13 protein-coding genes are annotated in these 13,772 nt (G+C 43.8%); 5 read left to right on the top strand and 8 right to left on the bottom strand.

Annotated elements, in window-relative coordinates; genetic code table 11:
• Window positions 1-21: 21 nt before the first annotated feature.
• The 5 genes from V7K35_RS27680 to V7K35_RS27660 all read right to left on the bottom strand — a co-directional run bounded on the left by V7K35_RS27680 (window position 22) and on the right by V7K35_RS27660 (window position 4,845).
• Window positions 22-795, bottom strand: coding sequence for a TIGR03943 family putative permease subunit (locus tag V7K35_RS27680; protein WP_335083430.1), 774 nt, complete (start codon window positions 793-795; stop codon window positions 22-24).
• Between the two features lie 53 nt (window positions 796-848).
• Window positions 849-1,904 (bottom strand): permease, encoded by a 1,056-nt coding sequence (locus tag V7K35_RS27675; protein WP_335083428.1) that lies wholly within the window; start codon window positions 1,902-1,904, stop codon window positions 849-851.
• Between the two features lie 876 nt (window positions 1,905-2,780).
• Window positions 2,781-3,788 (bottom strand): WD40 repeat domain-containing protein, encoded by a 1,008-nt coding sequence (locus V7K35_RS27670; RefSeq protein ID WP_335083426.1) that lies wholly within the window; start codon window positions 3,786-3,788, stop codon window positions 2,781-2,783.
• A gap of 134 nt (window positions 3,789-3,922) precedes the next feature.
• The gene (locus tag V7K35_RS27665; RefSeq protein ID WP_273762064.1) at window positions 3,923-4,216 is read right to left on the bottom strand and encodes a hypothetical protein; all 294 of its coding nucleotides are present in this window, start codon (window positions 4,214-4,216) and stop codon (window positions 3,923-3,925) included.
• Between the two features lie 458 nt (window positions 4,217-4,674).
• On the bottom strand, window positions 4,675-4,845 hold the full coding sequence (locus V7K35_RS27660; protein WP_335083424.1) for a chlorophyll a/b-binding protein: 171 nt from the start codon (window positions 4,843-4,845) through the stop codon (window positions 4,675-4,677).
• Between the two features lie 414 nt (window positions 4,846-5,259).
• Between V7K35_RS27660 and ald the strand changes: the two genes are divergently transcribed.
• Complete coding sequence (ald, locus tag V7K35_RS27655) at window positions 5,260-6,351, top strand: alanine dehydrogenase (protein ID WP_335083422.1); 1,092 nt, start codon at window positions 5,260-5,262, stop codon at window positions 6,349-6,351.
• 126 nt (window positions 6,352-6,477) lie between these two features.
• Here the strand turns inward: ald and dusB are convergent, their stop codons facing one another.
• Window positions 6,478-7,533 carry a tRNA dihydrouridine synthase DusB gene (dusB, locus tag V7K35_RS27650; RefSeq protein ID WP_335083420.1) on the bottom strand — a complete coding sequence of 352 codons (1,056 nt, stop codon included), beginning with the start codon at window positions 7,531-7,533 and terminating at the stop codon, window positions 6,478-6,480.
• Between the two features lie 477 nt (window positions 7,534-8,010).
• On the opposite strand from dusB, the gene V7K35_RS27645 reads away from it, so the two are divergent.
• Window positions 8,011-8,193 (top strand): hypothetical protein, encoded by a 183-nt coding sequence (locus V7K35_RS27645; protein WP_335083418.1) that lies wholly within the window; start codon window positions 8,011-8,013, stop codon window positions 8,191-8,193.
• Window positions 8,165-8,428 carry a hypothetical protein gene (locus V7K35_RS27640; protein ID WP_335083416.1) on the top strand — a complete coding sequence of 88 codons (264 nt, stop codon included), beginning with the start codon at window positions 8,165-8,167 and terminating at the stop codon, window positions 8,426-8,428. The genes V7K35_RS27645 and V7K35_RS27640 overlap by 29 nt, the downstream gene beginning before the upstream one ends.
• Here the strand turns inward: V7K35_RS27640 and V7K35_RS27635 are convergent.
• Window positions 8,387-9,340, bottom strand: coding sequence for a heme o synthase (locus V7K35_RS27635; RefSeq protein WP_335083415.1), 954 nt, complete (start codon window positions 9,338-9,340; stop codon window positions 8,387-8,389). The genes V7K35_RS27640 and V7K35_RS27635 overlap by 42 nt on opposite strands.
• 191 nt (window positions 9,341-9,531) lie before the next feature.
• The gene (locus tag V7K35_RS27630; RefSeq protein WP_335083413.1) at window positions 9,532-10,470 is read right to left on the bottom strand and encodes a COX15/CtaA family protein; all 939 of its coding nucleotides are present in this window, start codon (window positions 10,468-10,470) and stop codon (window positions 9,532-9,534) included.
• A gap of 393 nt (window positions 10,471-10,863) precedes the next feature.
• On the opposite strand from V7K35_RS27630, the gene V7K35_RS27625 reads away from it, so the two are divergent.
• The gene (locus V7K35_RS27625; RefSeq protein WP_335083411.1) at window positions 10,864-11,946 is read left to right on the top strand and encodes a cytochrome c oxidase subunit II; all 1,083 of its coding nucleotides are present in this window, start codon (window positions 10,864-10,866) and stop codon (window positions 11,944-11,946) included.
• Between the two features lie 83 nt (window positions 11,947-12,029).
• Complete coding sequence (ctaD, locus tag V7K35_RS27620) at window positions 12,030-13,766, top strand: cytochrome c oxidase subunit I (protein ID WP_335083409.1); 1,737 nt, start codon at window positions 12,030-12,032, stop codon at window positions 13,764-13,766.
• The last annotated feature ends 6 nt before the right edge of the window (window positions 13,767-13,772 follow it).

The following is a 13,772-nucleotide window of genomic DNA, read 5'->3' as shown; positions in this document are numbered from 1 at the left end:
CATTGGGCATTGGAAAAACAATTAATAACTATAAGGATTCTGTGGTTGAGAAATCTTTTTGAGAGAGGTAGCGGCAATAGTAAGTTGGCGTTTACCTGCCAGATTTTCTGTCACCATTTGTCCTTCTATTTCCAGCCAGGTGTCAGGGGAGTAAGGTTCTTGATTGTTTGGCAGTTTGACGGGTAATCCCACAGGGTAAGCATCTGCTGCACAGCAAGTTAAGACAAATCGGGCTAAGAACAAATATTCTTTTCCTATATCTGGCGGATGGATGACAAATCCCTGCACCTTGACTTTTTGTCCTGTATATGTATCTGGCTCTGGATAGACATTGACAGTGCGTACCCAGTCTACAAGCGATCGCTCCTCTGGACGAACAGTAGCCCGAAAGGCTTGGGGTTTGACGCGTGTAGTTCCCAATAAATCAGCCGTCACACCTCTTTGGAGTGCTTTGTCACTAGCAAAAACTTGCGGTGTAAAGATGAAACCCAAAATCGCTGCAATCAATAACACAGAACTGCCCCAACCAGGGGGAAATAAACTAATATGCTGGGTATTTGGCATAACATCAGGGCGACGCCGCAGCCAAAGTTCCTGCATCTTGAAAAAACCAATAATGATCAAGCTGATACCAGTTACAACCACGAACCAAATGTAATTTGGATGAATCAATAGGTTCAGCTTGTTAGTTAGCCAATATCTCAACATCAAAATACCCCAAGCTGTAATTGCTAAGGCATCCAGCCAAGGGAGTAACAGATTTGAGATTCTAGATTTGGGATTTTTGCTAGCCATTAGTTATTGGGCATTGGTTATTAGCAGAGAATAAAAGACAAATGACTAATTTTTTAAAGAACATGCAAGTTCATGAAAAGAGTTAACACAAATGTTAATTGTGCCGCTAAAGCAAATAAGTAAAAGACAGTTTTGGGTTTAAAAATGGATAACATCAAACCAATGCCTTTGATGTCAATCATTGGGCCAAACACCAGAAATGCTAATAAAGAACCACTGCTAAAGGTTGAGGCAAAAGATAGCGCAAAGAAAGAATCGACTGTAGAACAAATTGACACCACTACTGCTAATATCAACATGACCACAATCGAGCTAATAGGCCCAGCACCCAAACTGAGAATTAATTCCCGTGGGGCTAGCACTTGAATAGCAGCAGCGATCGCACTTCCTAAAATCATCACTCCGCCCAATTCCCGAAATTCTTGGACGCTATTATCTACCACTAGGCGCAGTTTATCTGCAAGGGGTTTATTGGTATTAGAGATTGGGGTAGTCGCCTGTACCAAATTAGAATCTATCCGCAGAGGTATACCTGCTTTTCCTCCTAAGATATAAGTCCCGGATTGCAAGATATTTGGTACTGCTTCTTGCTGTTGTACTTGGTAATGTTTACCACGGCGTTTGGTTTGGGGCTGCGCGGGTGGATTAAACTTCATATACCGAGCGATCGCAGGTTGGACTATGGGATTTAAGTCCTTTTGAAAACTGAAAACAAAACCGATAATTGTGGCAATTGCTAGGGAAAATACGACTCGTAAAACGACTATTTCTGGTTGATCTCGAAATGCTGTCCAAGTTGCCCAAATTACAACTGGGTTAATTGTTGGTGCTGCTAGCAAAAAACCAATTGCCACTGGTGTGGGTACTCCCTGAATTAGGAACCGCCGCGCTACCGGTACATTCCCGCACTCACACACTGGAAATAAAAAGCCGATCATGCTGCCAACTAAAGCACCCAACAGCGGATTTTTGGGCATTTTTTCTACTAATTTGCGCTCATCAACAAAAAACAGTAGCAAACTGGAGAGTAAAACCCCAAGAAGCAAGAAAGGCATCGCCTCGACTAGCAGACTTAGAAATATCGTAAAACCATTGTTCAGTTGATTCATGGGCGTCGCAGTCAAAAGCGATTTTGAGTTTTAGGGTTCTGCTTAGTCATTCTATCGAAATGGGGATCAAAAGCAGATCGGGAAAATTAAACATCATTTAAGTAGCAAGTTGTCCGATGTTTCGAGTAACGCTTAAGCGCTACAAACCTTTGCTTCAGACGAAATAGTAAGTTTTACCTGAGTGCATTTTTTGACGATGATCATTTCTAAGATTGTCTAAGTTTAGAAATTGTTCCCATTGCAGAGGGCAAGTAACTGCATAGATGATTTAAAATTACTTATGTTTATACTTACAGTAATATGCTGGATAAGATATTAGCTCGGCTGTATTTTCATCAAGTATTCACAGTTCTTCAATATTTGGGGTAGGGGTAGCCCGTCGTAGACATCGCTCTTGGTTGCTACTATCATTGGTTTTGGCTAGTTCTGGGAAAATTTTATCTAAGTTTTGGTTGATTGTGTACTATAACAACTCTAAAAAGGCAAGACCAAAGTTGATCATCTTTTGCAGATGGTTCTGTGACTTTGCTTCAAAAAGAACGACTGCACCCTTGTTTTTCGTGTCCAGCGCCCACACTTGACGCAGACATCCCTCCGTTTTTGGAGATATTTAACTACGCCTAAATCATGATTTTCTTTGGCAGCGAAGTACTTCTTGCTGCTTATGTATAAGTAGCTGGCGCAATTTCTCCAAGACTGCTTGCTCAATATTCATATCCCGACTTCTTTAATAATAGGACTTACGCACTCGTGACGAAAAACTAAGCCTTTGCGATTACTTCGCTTCTCTACGAGAGGCTGCGCCAACGCTCGTAATGACGTAAAATCGTAGTCCGTGCGTAAGTCCTAAAAAAGTCGGGGTTCTAGCGTTCGCTATTAATTATGTTTTCGTGGAGTTCCCCAAATCTTGATTTGTTGATCAAATCCACCACTGGCAAGAATTTTACCATTTGGACTAAAAGCGATCGCACTCACCCAGTCTGTATGTCCACTCAGTGTATTTAGTAACTCACCTGTAGTTAAATTCCATAATTTAATCCCATCTTTGCCGGCACTGGCAAGGGTTTGTCCATCGGGGTTAATGGCGATCGCATTCACCCAGTTATTATGTCCTGTAAGGGTGCGGACTAATTCTCCAGTATTAATATTCCACAGTTTGACTGTGCGATCGCGGCTTGCACTAACTAATGTTTCTCCATCTGGTGTAAAGATAACAGCGCTAACAGCATTAGAATGAGCTACAAATTCACTAATTAATTTACCAGTACTCAAATTCCACAGCTTGATTACACCCTTATTGTCACCACTAGCCAAAGTCTGCCCATCAGGACTAATAGCTAGGGTATAAATCAAATTATCAAAGTTTACTAGAGTCCCTAGAGGGCGCTGCTGTAGCAAATCCCATAGACGAATCCCATCTAAAGCTCCACTAATTAGAACTTTACTATCAGGAGACACCGCTAAAGATAATACGTTACTGGTATGTCCAACAAAAGAACGACTAAATTTTAAATTTTTTAAGTTCCAGAGGTTAATCGTATTGTCATCACTACAGCTAGCGAGGGTTTGCCCATCTGGCGAAATTACTAAAGATTCTACGGCTGTTTGGTGTGCTTTGTTAATATCCGCCAACTTTTTGCCGTTTGCTGGATTCCACAGGCGAATTACACCCTCATTTTCTGCACCTCCACTCACAAGAATTCTGCTATCTGGGCTGAAAGCCAGGGATTTAACAGTTCCTCTATGTCCTCTGAGTGTGTAAAGTAATTGTGCATTAACAAAGCTGCTGGTAGTTTGGGAATTTGGTGTTATTTCAATAGCAGCATGAGCTTGATGAATATGAAACCCTTCCCAGGTAATCACTGGAAGGGCAACAGCTGCCATAAATGCCAGGATAATATATGGCCGCAGAAAATTACCCCCACCTCTTCCCTTACTACTCACTCTTTTCCCTCACTTTTATATATACGGTTAGCTAATCAATTTTGCAGAGTTATTACTTAATAACTCTGCACTTCCTAAAGAGGTGGTTTTTTCTTAGAAACGCTTAACATTGGTAAAGGCGGACTAGAAGAACGAGAGGGCAAATAATGTTGCACTACAGGCTCCTCTGGTAAAGGACGGCGCTGCTGGAAACGCCACAACTTAAAGGCTAGCGCTATGCCTGTTGTTCCTAAACCAAAAGCGAACAACGACCAACTATCATTCAATCCGCCAATCAGGGCATCCATAACGCCCATCGTCATCAATACACTGATTAGTGGCTCTTTTCGGTAGGTTAACTTTAAAAAACGAGGTAATACAGCATTCATCACAGCTTGATTGGTTCCAGTTCGCCTTTCGTGTATATTTACCAAGAATACCTCACCCGTAATTTGCCTTTCTCATCCAAGGCAAACACTATTATGATTTTCTTTAGTAGGGGAGGAAGTATACTCATTAATAGCCTTGCATATAATAGTAGACAATGGCAGAAATTTGCCTACCTTTAACAAGGGGATTTTGCCCCAAGTCTTGTTAATTAAGATGGCGGCTGGATTTCTGCCGTGCTGTACTAGTTGCAAGTCTATTGATATTTCAATCACTAATAAATATTTCGATTCCTCTCTTGCTTACATTCTAGGGCAATAATTTAGGAATAAGTCTAATTAAACTATCTAGGGCGAAGTACTTCGCTTTCAATTGTTAAAGTCAAAACCAACTGGTTGTTCCAGCTGGTTGAAATTTTAACTACTAACTTACAACTTCGACCTTGGGCTTGTTGGTGGCACTACTTCAGACCCAGCCATGATAGCACCCCTTGATTGCTTGTATATTCAATCACCAGCATCAAAGCAAAGCCAATCATTGCGGCTCGACCATTCAAGCGTTCAGCATATTCGTTAAAGCCAAACTTTGGCTCCACTAGTTTAGGTGTAATCGTTGGTTGTGTTTGTGTCATTTTTTAGAAACCTTTTTTCGGCAAACGGGACTTGATATTAGACTTTGCAGCAGTTGTCGGGGATAAGCGGTAAAGGTTAAAGAAATTAACCCGCTCTTTTCCTTTAAGCTTTACCCTACTTCGGCAACTTATGATCTGATTGCAGTGCTTGAATGCCAAGATGACTTGAGAAATTCAACAAAAGCTTCCTAGTAGGGAGCTATACAATCACTGTTTTAATAAATTGTTACTATTCTTTATATATTGTATAAATACTGGAGCAATAGTCAAGGGTAAGAGTTTAGGGCTACTCAGATGAAATTGAGAAACACAGGCCAGAGATTAGCTATCTCTAATACAGCTACTCCAATAGATCAGTAGCAAGCTTGAAATTAGCAGGCTAGAGTTAAACAAAAAAATTATCAGAGGCGGTATATGGAAATCGGCGTTCCCAAGGAAAATAAGGATCAAGAGTTTCGGGTAGGGTTAAGTCCTTCTAGTGTGCGGGTGCTGCGAGAAAATGGTCATAGCATCTTCGTCGAGACGCAAGCAGGTAATGGTGCTGGATTCTCAGATAACGACTACAGAAGTGCTGGAGCCGAGATTGTCCCCACATCAGAAACGGCTTGGAATCGGGAATTAGTTGTTAAAGTCAAAGAACCGCTGACATCTGAGTATAAATTTTTGCAGAAAGGGCAGATATTATTTACTTATTTACATTTAGCAGCCGATCGCAAATTGACAGAACATTTAATTGATTGTGGCACAAGTGCGATCGCCTATGAAACTGTAGAACAACCTGGTGCTAATAGACTTCCTTTGCTCACCCCCATGAGCGTTATTGCCGGTCGGCTAGCAGTACAATTTGGGGCCAGATTCCTAGAACGTCAGCAAGGTGGTAGAGGAGTGCTTTTGGGCGGTGTACCTGGAGTCAAACCAGGTAAAGTAGTAATTCTCGGTGGCGGCGTTGTCGGCACAGAAGCAGCTAAAATTGCTGTAGGCGTGGGTGCTAGCGTCCAGATTTTAGATGTAAGTGTCGAGCGCTTATCTTACCTAGAAACCCTCTTTGGCTCTAGAGTCGAATTGCTTTACAGCAACTCTGCTCATATTGAAGCCGCAGTCAAAGAAGCCGATTTGCTCATCGGTGCAGTTTTAGTCTTAGGACGTAGAGCACCAATATTAGTATCCCGTGAATTGGTCAAACAAATGCGTCCTGGTTCTGTAATAGTTGATGTAGCCGTTGACCAAGGCGGTTGCATAGAAACTTTACACCCCACATCCCACACAAATCCAGTATATGTTGAAGAGGGTGTGGTGCATTATGGCGTTCCCAATATGCCAGGAGCAGTACCTTGGACAGCAACTCAGGCACTCAACAACAGTACATTACCTTATGTTGTTCAGTTGGCGAATTTGGGAATTTTGGCACTGGAAGTTAACCCAGCATTAGCGTCTGGTGTGAATGTGCAGGCTCATCGCTTAGTGCATCCGGCTGTGCAACAGGTATTCCCTGATTTGGTAAGTTAGATTTTAGTAAATTTAGATTACCAATAGTTCCCGCAAACCCCTCATCGCTTGCAATGAGGGGAAATTTGGTGCTAAATATTTCCAATATGAATATTACAAAAAGGAAATTTTTGTAATATTCATTTTTTAAAGCATTACTAAACTACCTTGTACTTCTTCCTCTAATTCATAACCATTAGCCAGTTTTTCAATTGCTTGGTCAATCATTGCCAAACCTTGATCTACCTTTTCAACTACACTTAACTGTCCTCGGAGTTCAGCAGCACCAACGAAACCTTTAGCATACCAAGTCATGTGCTTACGAGCTTGACGCACACCGCGATCGCCTTTATATTCCCATAAGGCTTGTAAATGATCTCTTGCACATTCCAAACGCCCAATTGGGGTTGGTGGCGGTAATATCTCCCCAGTTTTCAGGAAGTGATCAATTTCTCCCACTAAAAACGGATAACCCAAAGTTCCACGGGAACACATCACACCATCAGCGCCAGTTTGCTCTAAACATTTCACTGCTGCTTCAACAGAGAAAATATCTCCATTCCCAATCACTGGGATAGAAAGCACTTCTTTTACACGGGTAATCCATTCCCAACGGGCATTGCCATTGTATCCTTGGGCACGGGTGCGTCCGTGTACCGTAATCATCTTTGCCCCTGCATCTTCCATCCGCTTGGCAAAGTCGAGAATAGTAATTTCGTTGTCATTCCAGCCAATACGGGTTTTTACTGTCACAGGGACATCAACAGCTTTTACCACTTCCCGCACAATTGCCTCTGCTACTTCTGGTTGCCGCAACAACGAAGAACCGCCACCATTTTTAGTAATTTTATTTACCGGACAACCCATATTAATATCAACAGTATCAGCACCTTCGGCAACTGCCTTGATTGCTGCTTCTGCCAGAAAATCTGGACGGCAATCAAATAGTTGAACGCTAATTGGGCGTTCATTCGGGTCTACCTCCATGATTTTGGGTAACTGCTTGACATAATGCAACCCCGTGGCATTCACCATTTCGGTATACATCATTGAATCTGGGGCATAGCGACGCACCAGACGGCGAAACACCATATCTGTCACCCCAGATAGAGGCGACTGGAGAACCCGACTTTTTACCTCAAATGAGCCAATTTTTAAGGGTTGAGAGAGCCTAGCTTGGAGAGTGGGAGACAGAGAAATCATAGAAAAAATTAAAAATTGTGGGAACCGAAGATAGTTAGGATATTTAAAGATATTGTTTATTGTCGTTGATATATCTTGACTTAGAGGCTATTTTTGCAGCTTACCGAGCCTGTTCAACTTCCAAATCCAACGCCTGCGAGATTTGTTTGGCTGTCAAACCCAATACCAATAATTAAGATAAAGTTGTTGTCTTCCACAACGACAACTCAATAGGTACAAGCACCCCATGTTGTAGATCCTAGCACTACTACAATGCCTGCTACTGCAAATAAACGCTACGACGATGCGCTATTTTAACCGTATCATCATGGCAATGCTAGCAATGAACTTTTGTAAAATAATAATGGTTTTTATCAACTGTTAGAGCTTGATGAGCAACGGTTTGAAGTCACAGAAGTAAAACAAAACAGTCTGCTTAAGAAAATCCAGGCGAGAGTAACACCAATAGTTTTTATCACTAGTAACGATGAGAAAGACTTGCCTGATGCTTTCTTGCGCCGTTGTTTATTTCACTACGTAAAATTCCCCGAACATCAACAGTTAATCGAGATTGTCAAAACTCGATTTCCAGTTCCGTCTTTGGAATGGGTGGACGCAATTATTGACCGCTTTTTAGAACTACCTGAACTAAATGCAGCGGGACAAGGGCGAAGCTGGTAAAAAGGTCAGCATCAGCGAACTGATAGATTGGGTGCGGATTCTTAATTATCAAGATGATGAAATTCTCAGCAAGTTAAAAACTGAACTTCTGTATCCTGGCGTTTTACTGAAAAGTTGGGATGATTACCGCCGCTATGGTGAACAGATGCGATCGCGCCCTTTACCAAACGCGATCGCTAAAATTTCTCTCCCCCTAACCAATAAAATGCAAATGATTGCTCACCGCACTAATTAGATTATGGGTAACAGGAAGACTATCCACCACCATACCCAAGCACAACAGCATCATGTAGGAGATGGAATAGAGAAACAATTCTCTAGCTACAGTGCGATCCTCTGGATTTTGCAACAACCGCCAAGATTTGTGGATAAATAATCCTCCCAGAATTAGGGCGATCGCAGCATAAAGAATTCCACTTGCTCCCAAGGGATAAACCAATAACACGGTTGCAACTACGGTAAGCAACGTATAGTACCAAATCTGCTTGACGGTTGCCGTAGTACCTTCAATCACGGGTAACATTGGTATCCCAACTTTTGCGTAGTCATCTTTAATCATCAGAGCTAACGCCCAAAAATGGGGCGGTGTCCACAAAAAGACGATCGCAAAAATCAACCATGCTGACCAGCTTAAAGTGCCCGTGACAGCAGCCCAACCCACTAACGCCGGAATTGCCCCAGCCGCCCCACCAACAACGATATTCTGAGGGGTGTGGCGTTTCAGCCAGTGGGTATAGACCAAAATATAAAAGACGATACCAGAGAAGGCTAGCAGGGCGGCTAACAGATTGGCAAATACTGCCAGGAGTGTAAAGGAAATCGTCGCCAGTGCGATCGCAAAAATTAGAGCATCACGCGGCTGCACCTTACCGGAAGGTATCGGACGATCGCGCGTCCGCTCCATATCATAATCAATATCCCGGTCATAGACACAGTTAATCGTCTGGGCGCTTGCAGCCGCCAATGTGCCACCAGTGAGAGTTACTAGCAACAGCAATGGATCTACTTCTCCCTTAGCAGCAATCCACATACTCCCAGCCGTGGTAATCAAAAGCAACGGAATAATCCGAGGCTTCGTTAGCTGGTAGTAACTTTGAATTACCTGTAAAAATGTTTCGTGGTGGCGAGAGACATTAGTCTCAATCATTTTGGCTCTGGTTCCTTATTTTTCAACAACTTATATGCAGCCCCCGCTCAAGCTGGCTCTTTCAGGCAAACGAAAACACAGACTTTTTGCACCTGCGTGGGTCGCAATACTCGCCGTTGCGCCTTCCATTAGTTCTGAGTGCTGAGTTAGAGTTAGGAATTCTTCCCCTGCTCCCTCATCTCCCTCATTCCTTACCCGTGACTCACCACTCGTGACTCAGCACTAACTGAGTCACGCAGTGCGAGAACTGTGAAAGCCACCAAAGTACCCAGCAAAGTAGCTCCTATAGCTTGGTGAGAGACGGTTAGAGGCTCGACTTGGAGATGTAATTTGAAAGTAGCGACTCCCAACAAGATTTGTAAGGTCAACAACGCACCAGCCATATTTGCCAGTCGCCGTAAGGCTGGATGTAGTGCTGGTGTACGCCAACAGATAAATACCATTGCCAAGGTTGCTACTGTTGGCGGCACCAAACCAGCAATATGGCTGTACATTACATTACAAAGTTGAGAACCGCCAAGACATTGGTGCAGCGCCCAGCGAGAGCCTACCAAAGCACCCAAAAGACTTTGCAGGTAAACCAGAACAGCGGCAGTTAAACCGACCCAAGGCAACTTACCAACGGTTCCATTCCCCTGATAGGGTGTGAGTGCTGTGCCGATAACCAGGAGGGTGCTAAAAAACAACAGCGCCGTTCCTAAATGAGCGGTAACGATATCAAACCGCAACAGTTCGGTAACGGTGAGTCCCCCCAAGATACCTTGGAAGACGATTAGAAACAGAGCGAATGTAGATGCCCAAGGGAGCCAAGAGGGTAAGAAACGACGATGCCACCAGGACAAACCGAAGAGTGCGATCGCGCTTACACCAATTAAAGCTGCATCCAATCTGTGAAACCACTCCAGGAACACCTGGAGATTCATCTGCTTGGCTGGCACAAGTTCGCCATAGCATAAGGGCCAGTCTGGGCAAGCAAGTCCAGCATTCATCACGCGGGTGGCACTGCCTATTGCCATCAAAATTAAGGTGGCTATGCACATTTTCCACACCAAGCGCCGAATCATTTCTTTGGGCTTTTGCTGCTGCTCAACTGCCGCTTCATTTTGTTGTTGTAGGACAAATTCGCTCATGAATGATACCTTCTGCCCGCTCTTGGTGGATCTGTTAAAATTTTCAATTTTCTTTTAGCGTCCCATCTCCACCCTAGCGTATAGGCTAGGGGTTTATAAATTAGCACTCACTTATACTTTGAATCACTTCAGCAAGGTTTTGCCTGAAGCTTTAGGTATTTTTCAAGATGTGAAAAATTGATTAATGACAATTAATTTAAGCATCCTAAATTTTTCCACTGATTTACATCTACTTTTGGCAGTAGTTTGATAGTCACCTTCTACCCAAAATTAGTAAAATAGTCAAAAAAATTAATAAAAATTTTAGACCTTTGGACTCCATGCCTTCTGGCCTAGACTACCTTAGTAAGTGGGTAGCTTTGAGATAACGTAGTAAATTAAATTAAGTAAGCCGTGAAGATTCCAAGTTCAATATGGACATTACTCATTGGCATCGTGCTAACGCTAGTCAGCTTTTGGTACGGTCAAAATCACGATCTGTTGCCAGCAGCAGCAACGGATGAAGCCGTATTGGTGGATGGTCTGTTCAACGCGATGATGATCGTTTCTACAGGTATATTCCTGCTCGTAGAAGGTATTTTAATTTACTCTGCATTCAAATACCGTCGGCGTGCAGGTGATAATGAAGACGGCCCACCAGTTGAGGGCAATGTACCTCTAGAAATTCTCTGGACGGCGATCCCAGCAATTATCGTTCTTGGCATTTCTGTTTACAGCTTTGATGTGTACAACGAAATCGGTGGCTTCGATCCCCATGCTATCCATGAAGCGCCGATGAATCAGGAGTCAATGAGAATGCCAGGAAGTGCTATGGCTGCAACTTTAAGCGATACACCTCCCAGCACTGAACCCAACCTCAATCAAGAAAAATCTGATGAGGCAATGCAAGATCCAGCTACCGCAGAAGTTCGCAATGCTGACCAAATTCCCCAACTGCGGAATGCCCCTGGTGTCGGTAGTGTTGCTCCAACAATTGGGGGCAGTCCTGATCGAGCAGGTAAACCACCAGAATTGCGGGTCAACGTCACAGGTCTACAATATGCCTGGATTTTCACCTATCCTGAAACTGGTATAACTACAAGTGAAATGCACGTCCCCATCGGGCGAGAAGTGCAAATCAATATGACAGCCAACGATGTCATCCACGCCTTCTGGGTGCCAGAGTTCCGCCTCAAACAAGATGCTATCCCTGGTAGACAAAGCGAGATTCGTTTCACGCCCAAAAAAGCAGGCGATTATACCCTGATTTGTGCTGAACTTTGTGGCCCATATCACGGTGCGATGAGAGCATCAGTCGTCGTTGAAACAGAAGAAGCCTTTGAAAAATGGCAGCAAGAGCAGCTAGTTGCCAGCAAAGAAACGCTAAATCAAGCTGTTGCTGTTAACCCTGCGAATCTATCCCCAAATGAATTTCTCGCTCCTTACACCAAGGACATGGGAATTCAGCCAGAAATGTTACATCAAATTCACAAATAGTCAACAGTCCACGTCAAAAGTAATAACTCACAACGGGCTAAACGCCCGGCTATCGCTAACAGGACTCAAGACTCAGAACTCTTATGACACAAGCTCGGTTGCAAGAAACTGCCAATATCCCCGCCCTTCTTGAGGAACCAGGGGTTAGAAAATGGCAAGACTACTTTGGCTTCAACACCGATCATAAGGTGATTGGGATTCAATACCTAGTCACCACATTCATTTTCTACTGCATTGGTGGCGTGATGGCTGACTTGGTTCGTACAGAACTGCGAACCCCAGAAGTCGATTTTGTCACCCCTGAAGTCTACAACAGCTTATTTACGCTGCACGCCACAATCATGATTTTCTTGTGGATCGTACCAGCTGGTGCGGGTTTTGCTAACTTCCTGATCCCCTTGATGATTGGGGCCAAGGATATGGCATTCCCGCGCTTGAATGCTGTTGCCTTTTGGATGATTCCCCCTGCGGGTTTATTGTTGATCACTAGTTTAGTGGTAGGCGATGCACCGGATGCAGGTTGGACTTCCTACCCTCCCCTAAGCTTGGTAACAGGTCAAGTAGGTGAGGGAATTTGGATTATGAGCGTCCTCCTACTAGGTACGTCATCGATTCTAGGGGCAATCAATTTCCTCGTCACATTGCTGAAAATGCGTATCCCCGGTATGGGGGTTCACCAAATGCCCTTGTTTTGCTGGGCGATGTTTGCTACCTCGGCACTGACTCTGGTATCTACGCCAGTGTTAGCAGCAGGTCTAATTCTGCTTTCCTTTGACTTAATTGCCGGGACAACATTTTTTAATCCAACTGGCGGTGGCGACCCAGTAGTGTACCAGCATATGTTCTGGTTTTACTCTCACCCGGCAGTTTACATCATGATTTTGCCCTTCTTTGGGGCAATTTCAGAAATTATCCCCGTCCATTCCCGCAAGCCGATTTTTGGCTATAAAGCGATCGCCTATTCGTCTCTAGCCATTAGCTTTCTGGGGCTAATTGTTTGGGCACACCACATGTTTACCAGCGGTATCCCCGGTTGGTTACGGATGTTCTTTATGATCACCACCATGATCATTGCCGTACCCACAGGAATTAAAATTTTCAGTTGGTTAGCAACAATGTGGGGTGGAAAAATCCAACTCAATAGCGCCATGCTATTTGCAATGGGCTTTGTTGGCACCTTTGTGATTGGTGGTATCAGTGGCGTAATGTTGGCCGCAGTACCTTTTGACATTCACGTTCACGACACCTATTTTGTAGTGGCACACTTGCATTACGTCCTATTTGGTGGTAGTGTTCTCGGCATTTATGCGGCGATTTACCACTGGTTCCCAAAAATGACGGGACGGATGCTGAACGAATTTTGGGGTAAGGTTCATTTTGCCTTGACAATTGTTGGTCTAAACATGACCTTCTTACCCATGCACAAACTGGGATTAATGGGCATGAACCGCCGTATCGCCCAGTATGACCCCAAATTTACCTTTCTCAACGAAATCTGCACTTATGGCGCTTACATACTAGCAATTTCGACATTCCCCTTCATCTTCAATGCGATTTGGAGTTGGTTGTACGGAGAGAAAGCTAGTAATAATCCCTGGAGGGCACTTACCTTAGAGTGGATGACAACCTCACCGCCTGCGATCGAGAATTTTGATGAACTCCCAGTACTGGCTACAGGCCCCTATGATTACGGTTTGGAAAGGGCTGGTGAAGGTGTACCTTTGTCTGATCCCAATCCAATCTTGTCTGGCGGGCCAAACTCAGTATTAAGAGCAGAACCCGATCCAGCCGTTGCTGCTAATCCCGAAGATCGTAAATAGATAGGG

The sequence above is a fragment of the Nostoc sp. genome, assembly GCF_036917275.1.
Taxonomy (GTDB): domain Bacteria; phylum Cyanobacteriota; class Cyanobacteriia; order Cyanobacteriales; family Nostocaceae; genus Nostoc.
Note: the sequence above shows the minus strand (reverse complement) of the source record. Positions and strands in the feature narration are given on the sequence as shown.

Coding starts and splice junctions, on each gene's coding strand:
- dusB (WP_335083420.1), bottom strand. CDS start 7,533: ATGATTTCTCTGTCTCCCACTCTCCAAGCTAGGCTCTCTCAACCCTTA.
- V7K35_RS27665 (WP_273762064.1), bottom strand. CDS start 4,216: ATGAATGCTGTATTACCTCGTTTTTTAAAGTTAACCTACCGAAAAGAG.
- V7K35_RS27670 (WP_335083426.1), bottom strand. CDS start 3,788: ATGGCAGCTGTTGCCCTTCCAGTGATTACCTGGGAAGGGTTTCATATT.
- V7K35_RS27660 (WP_335083424.1), bottom strand. CDS start 4,845: ATGACACAAACACAACCAACGATTACACCTAAACTAGTGGAGCCAAAG.
- V7K35_RS27635 (WP_335083415.1), bottom strand. CDS start 9,340: ATGATTGAGACTAATGTCTCTCGCCACCACGAAACATTTTTACAGGTA.
- V7K35_RS27630 (WP_335083413.1), bottom strand. CDS start 10,470: ATGAGCGAATTTGTCCTACAACAACAAAATGAAGCGGCAGTTGAGCAG.
- V7K35_RS27680 (WP_335083430.1), bottom strand. CDS start 795: ATGGCTAGCAAAAATCCCAAATCTAGAATCTCAAATCTGTTACTCCCT.
- ctaD (WP_335083409.1), top strand. CDS start 12,030: ATGACACAAGCTCGGTTGCAAGAAACTGCCAATATCCCCGCCCTTCTT.
- V7K35_RS27640 (WP_335083416.1), top strand. CDS start 8,165: ATGCAGCGGGACAAGGGCGAAGCTGGTAAAAAGGTCAGCATCAGCGAA.
- ald (WP_335083422.1), top strand. CDS start 5,260: ATGGAAATCGGCGTTCCCAAGGAAAATAAGGATCAAGAGTTTCGGGTA.
- V7K35_RS27675 (WP_335083428.1), bottom strand. CDS start 1,904: ATGAATCAACTGAACAATGGTTTTACGATATTTCTAAGTCTGCTAGTC.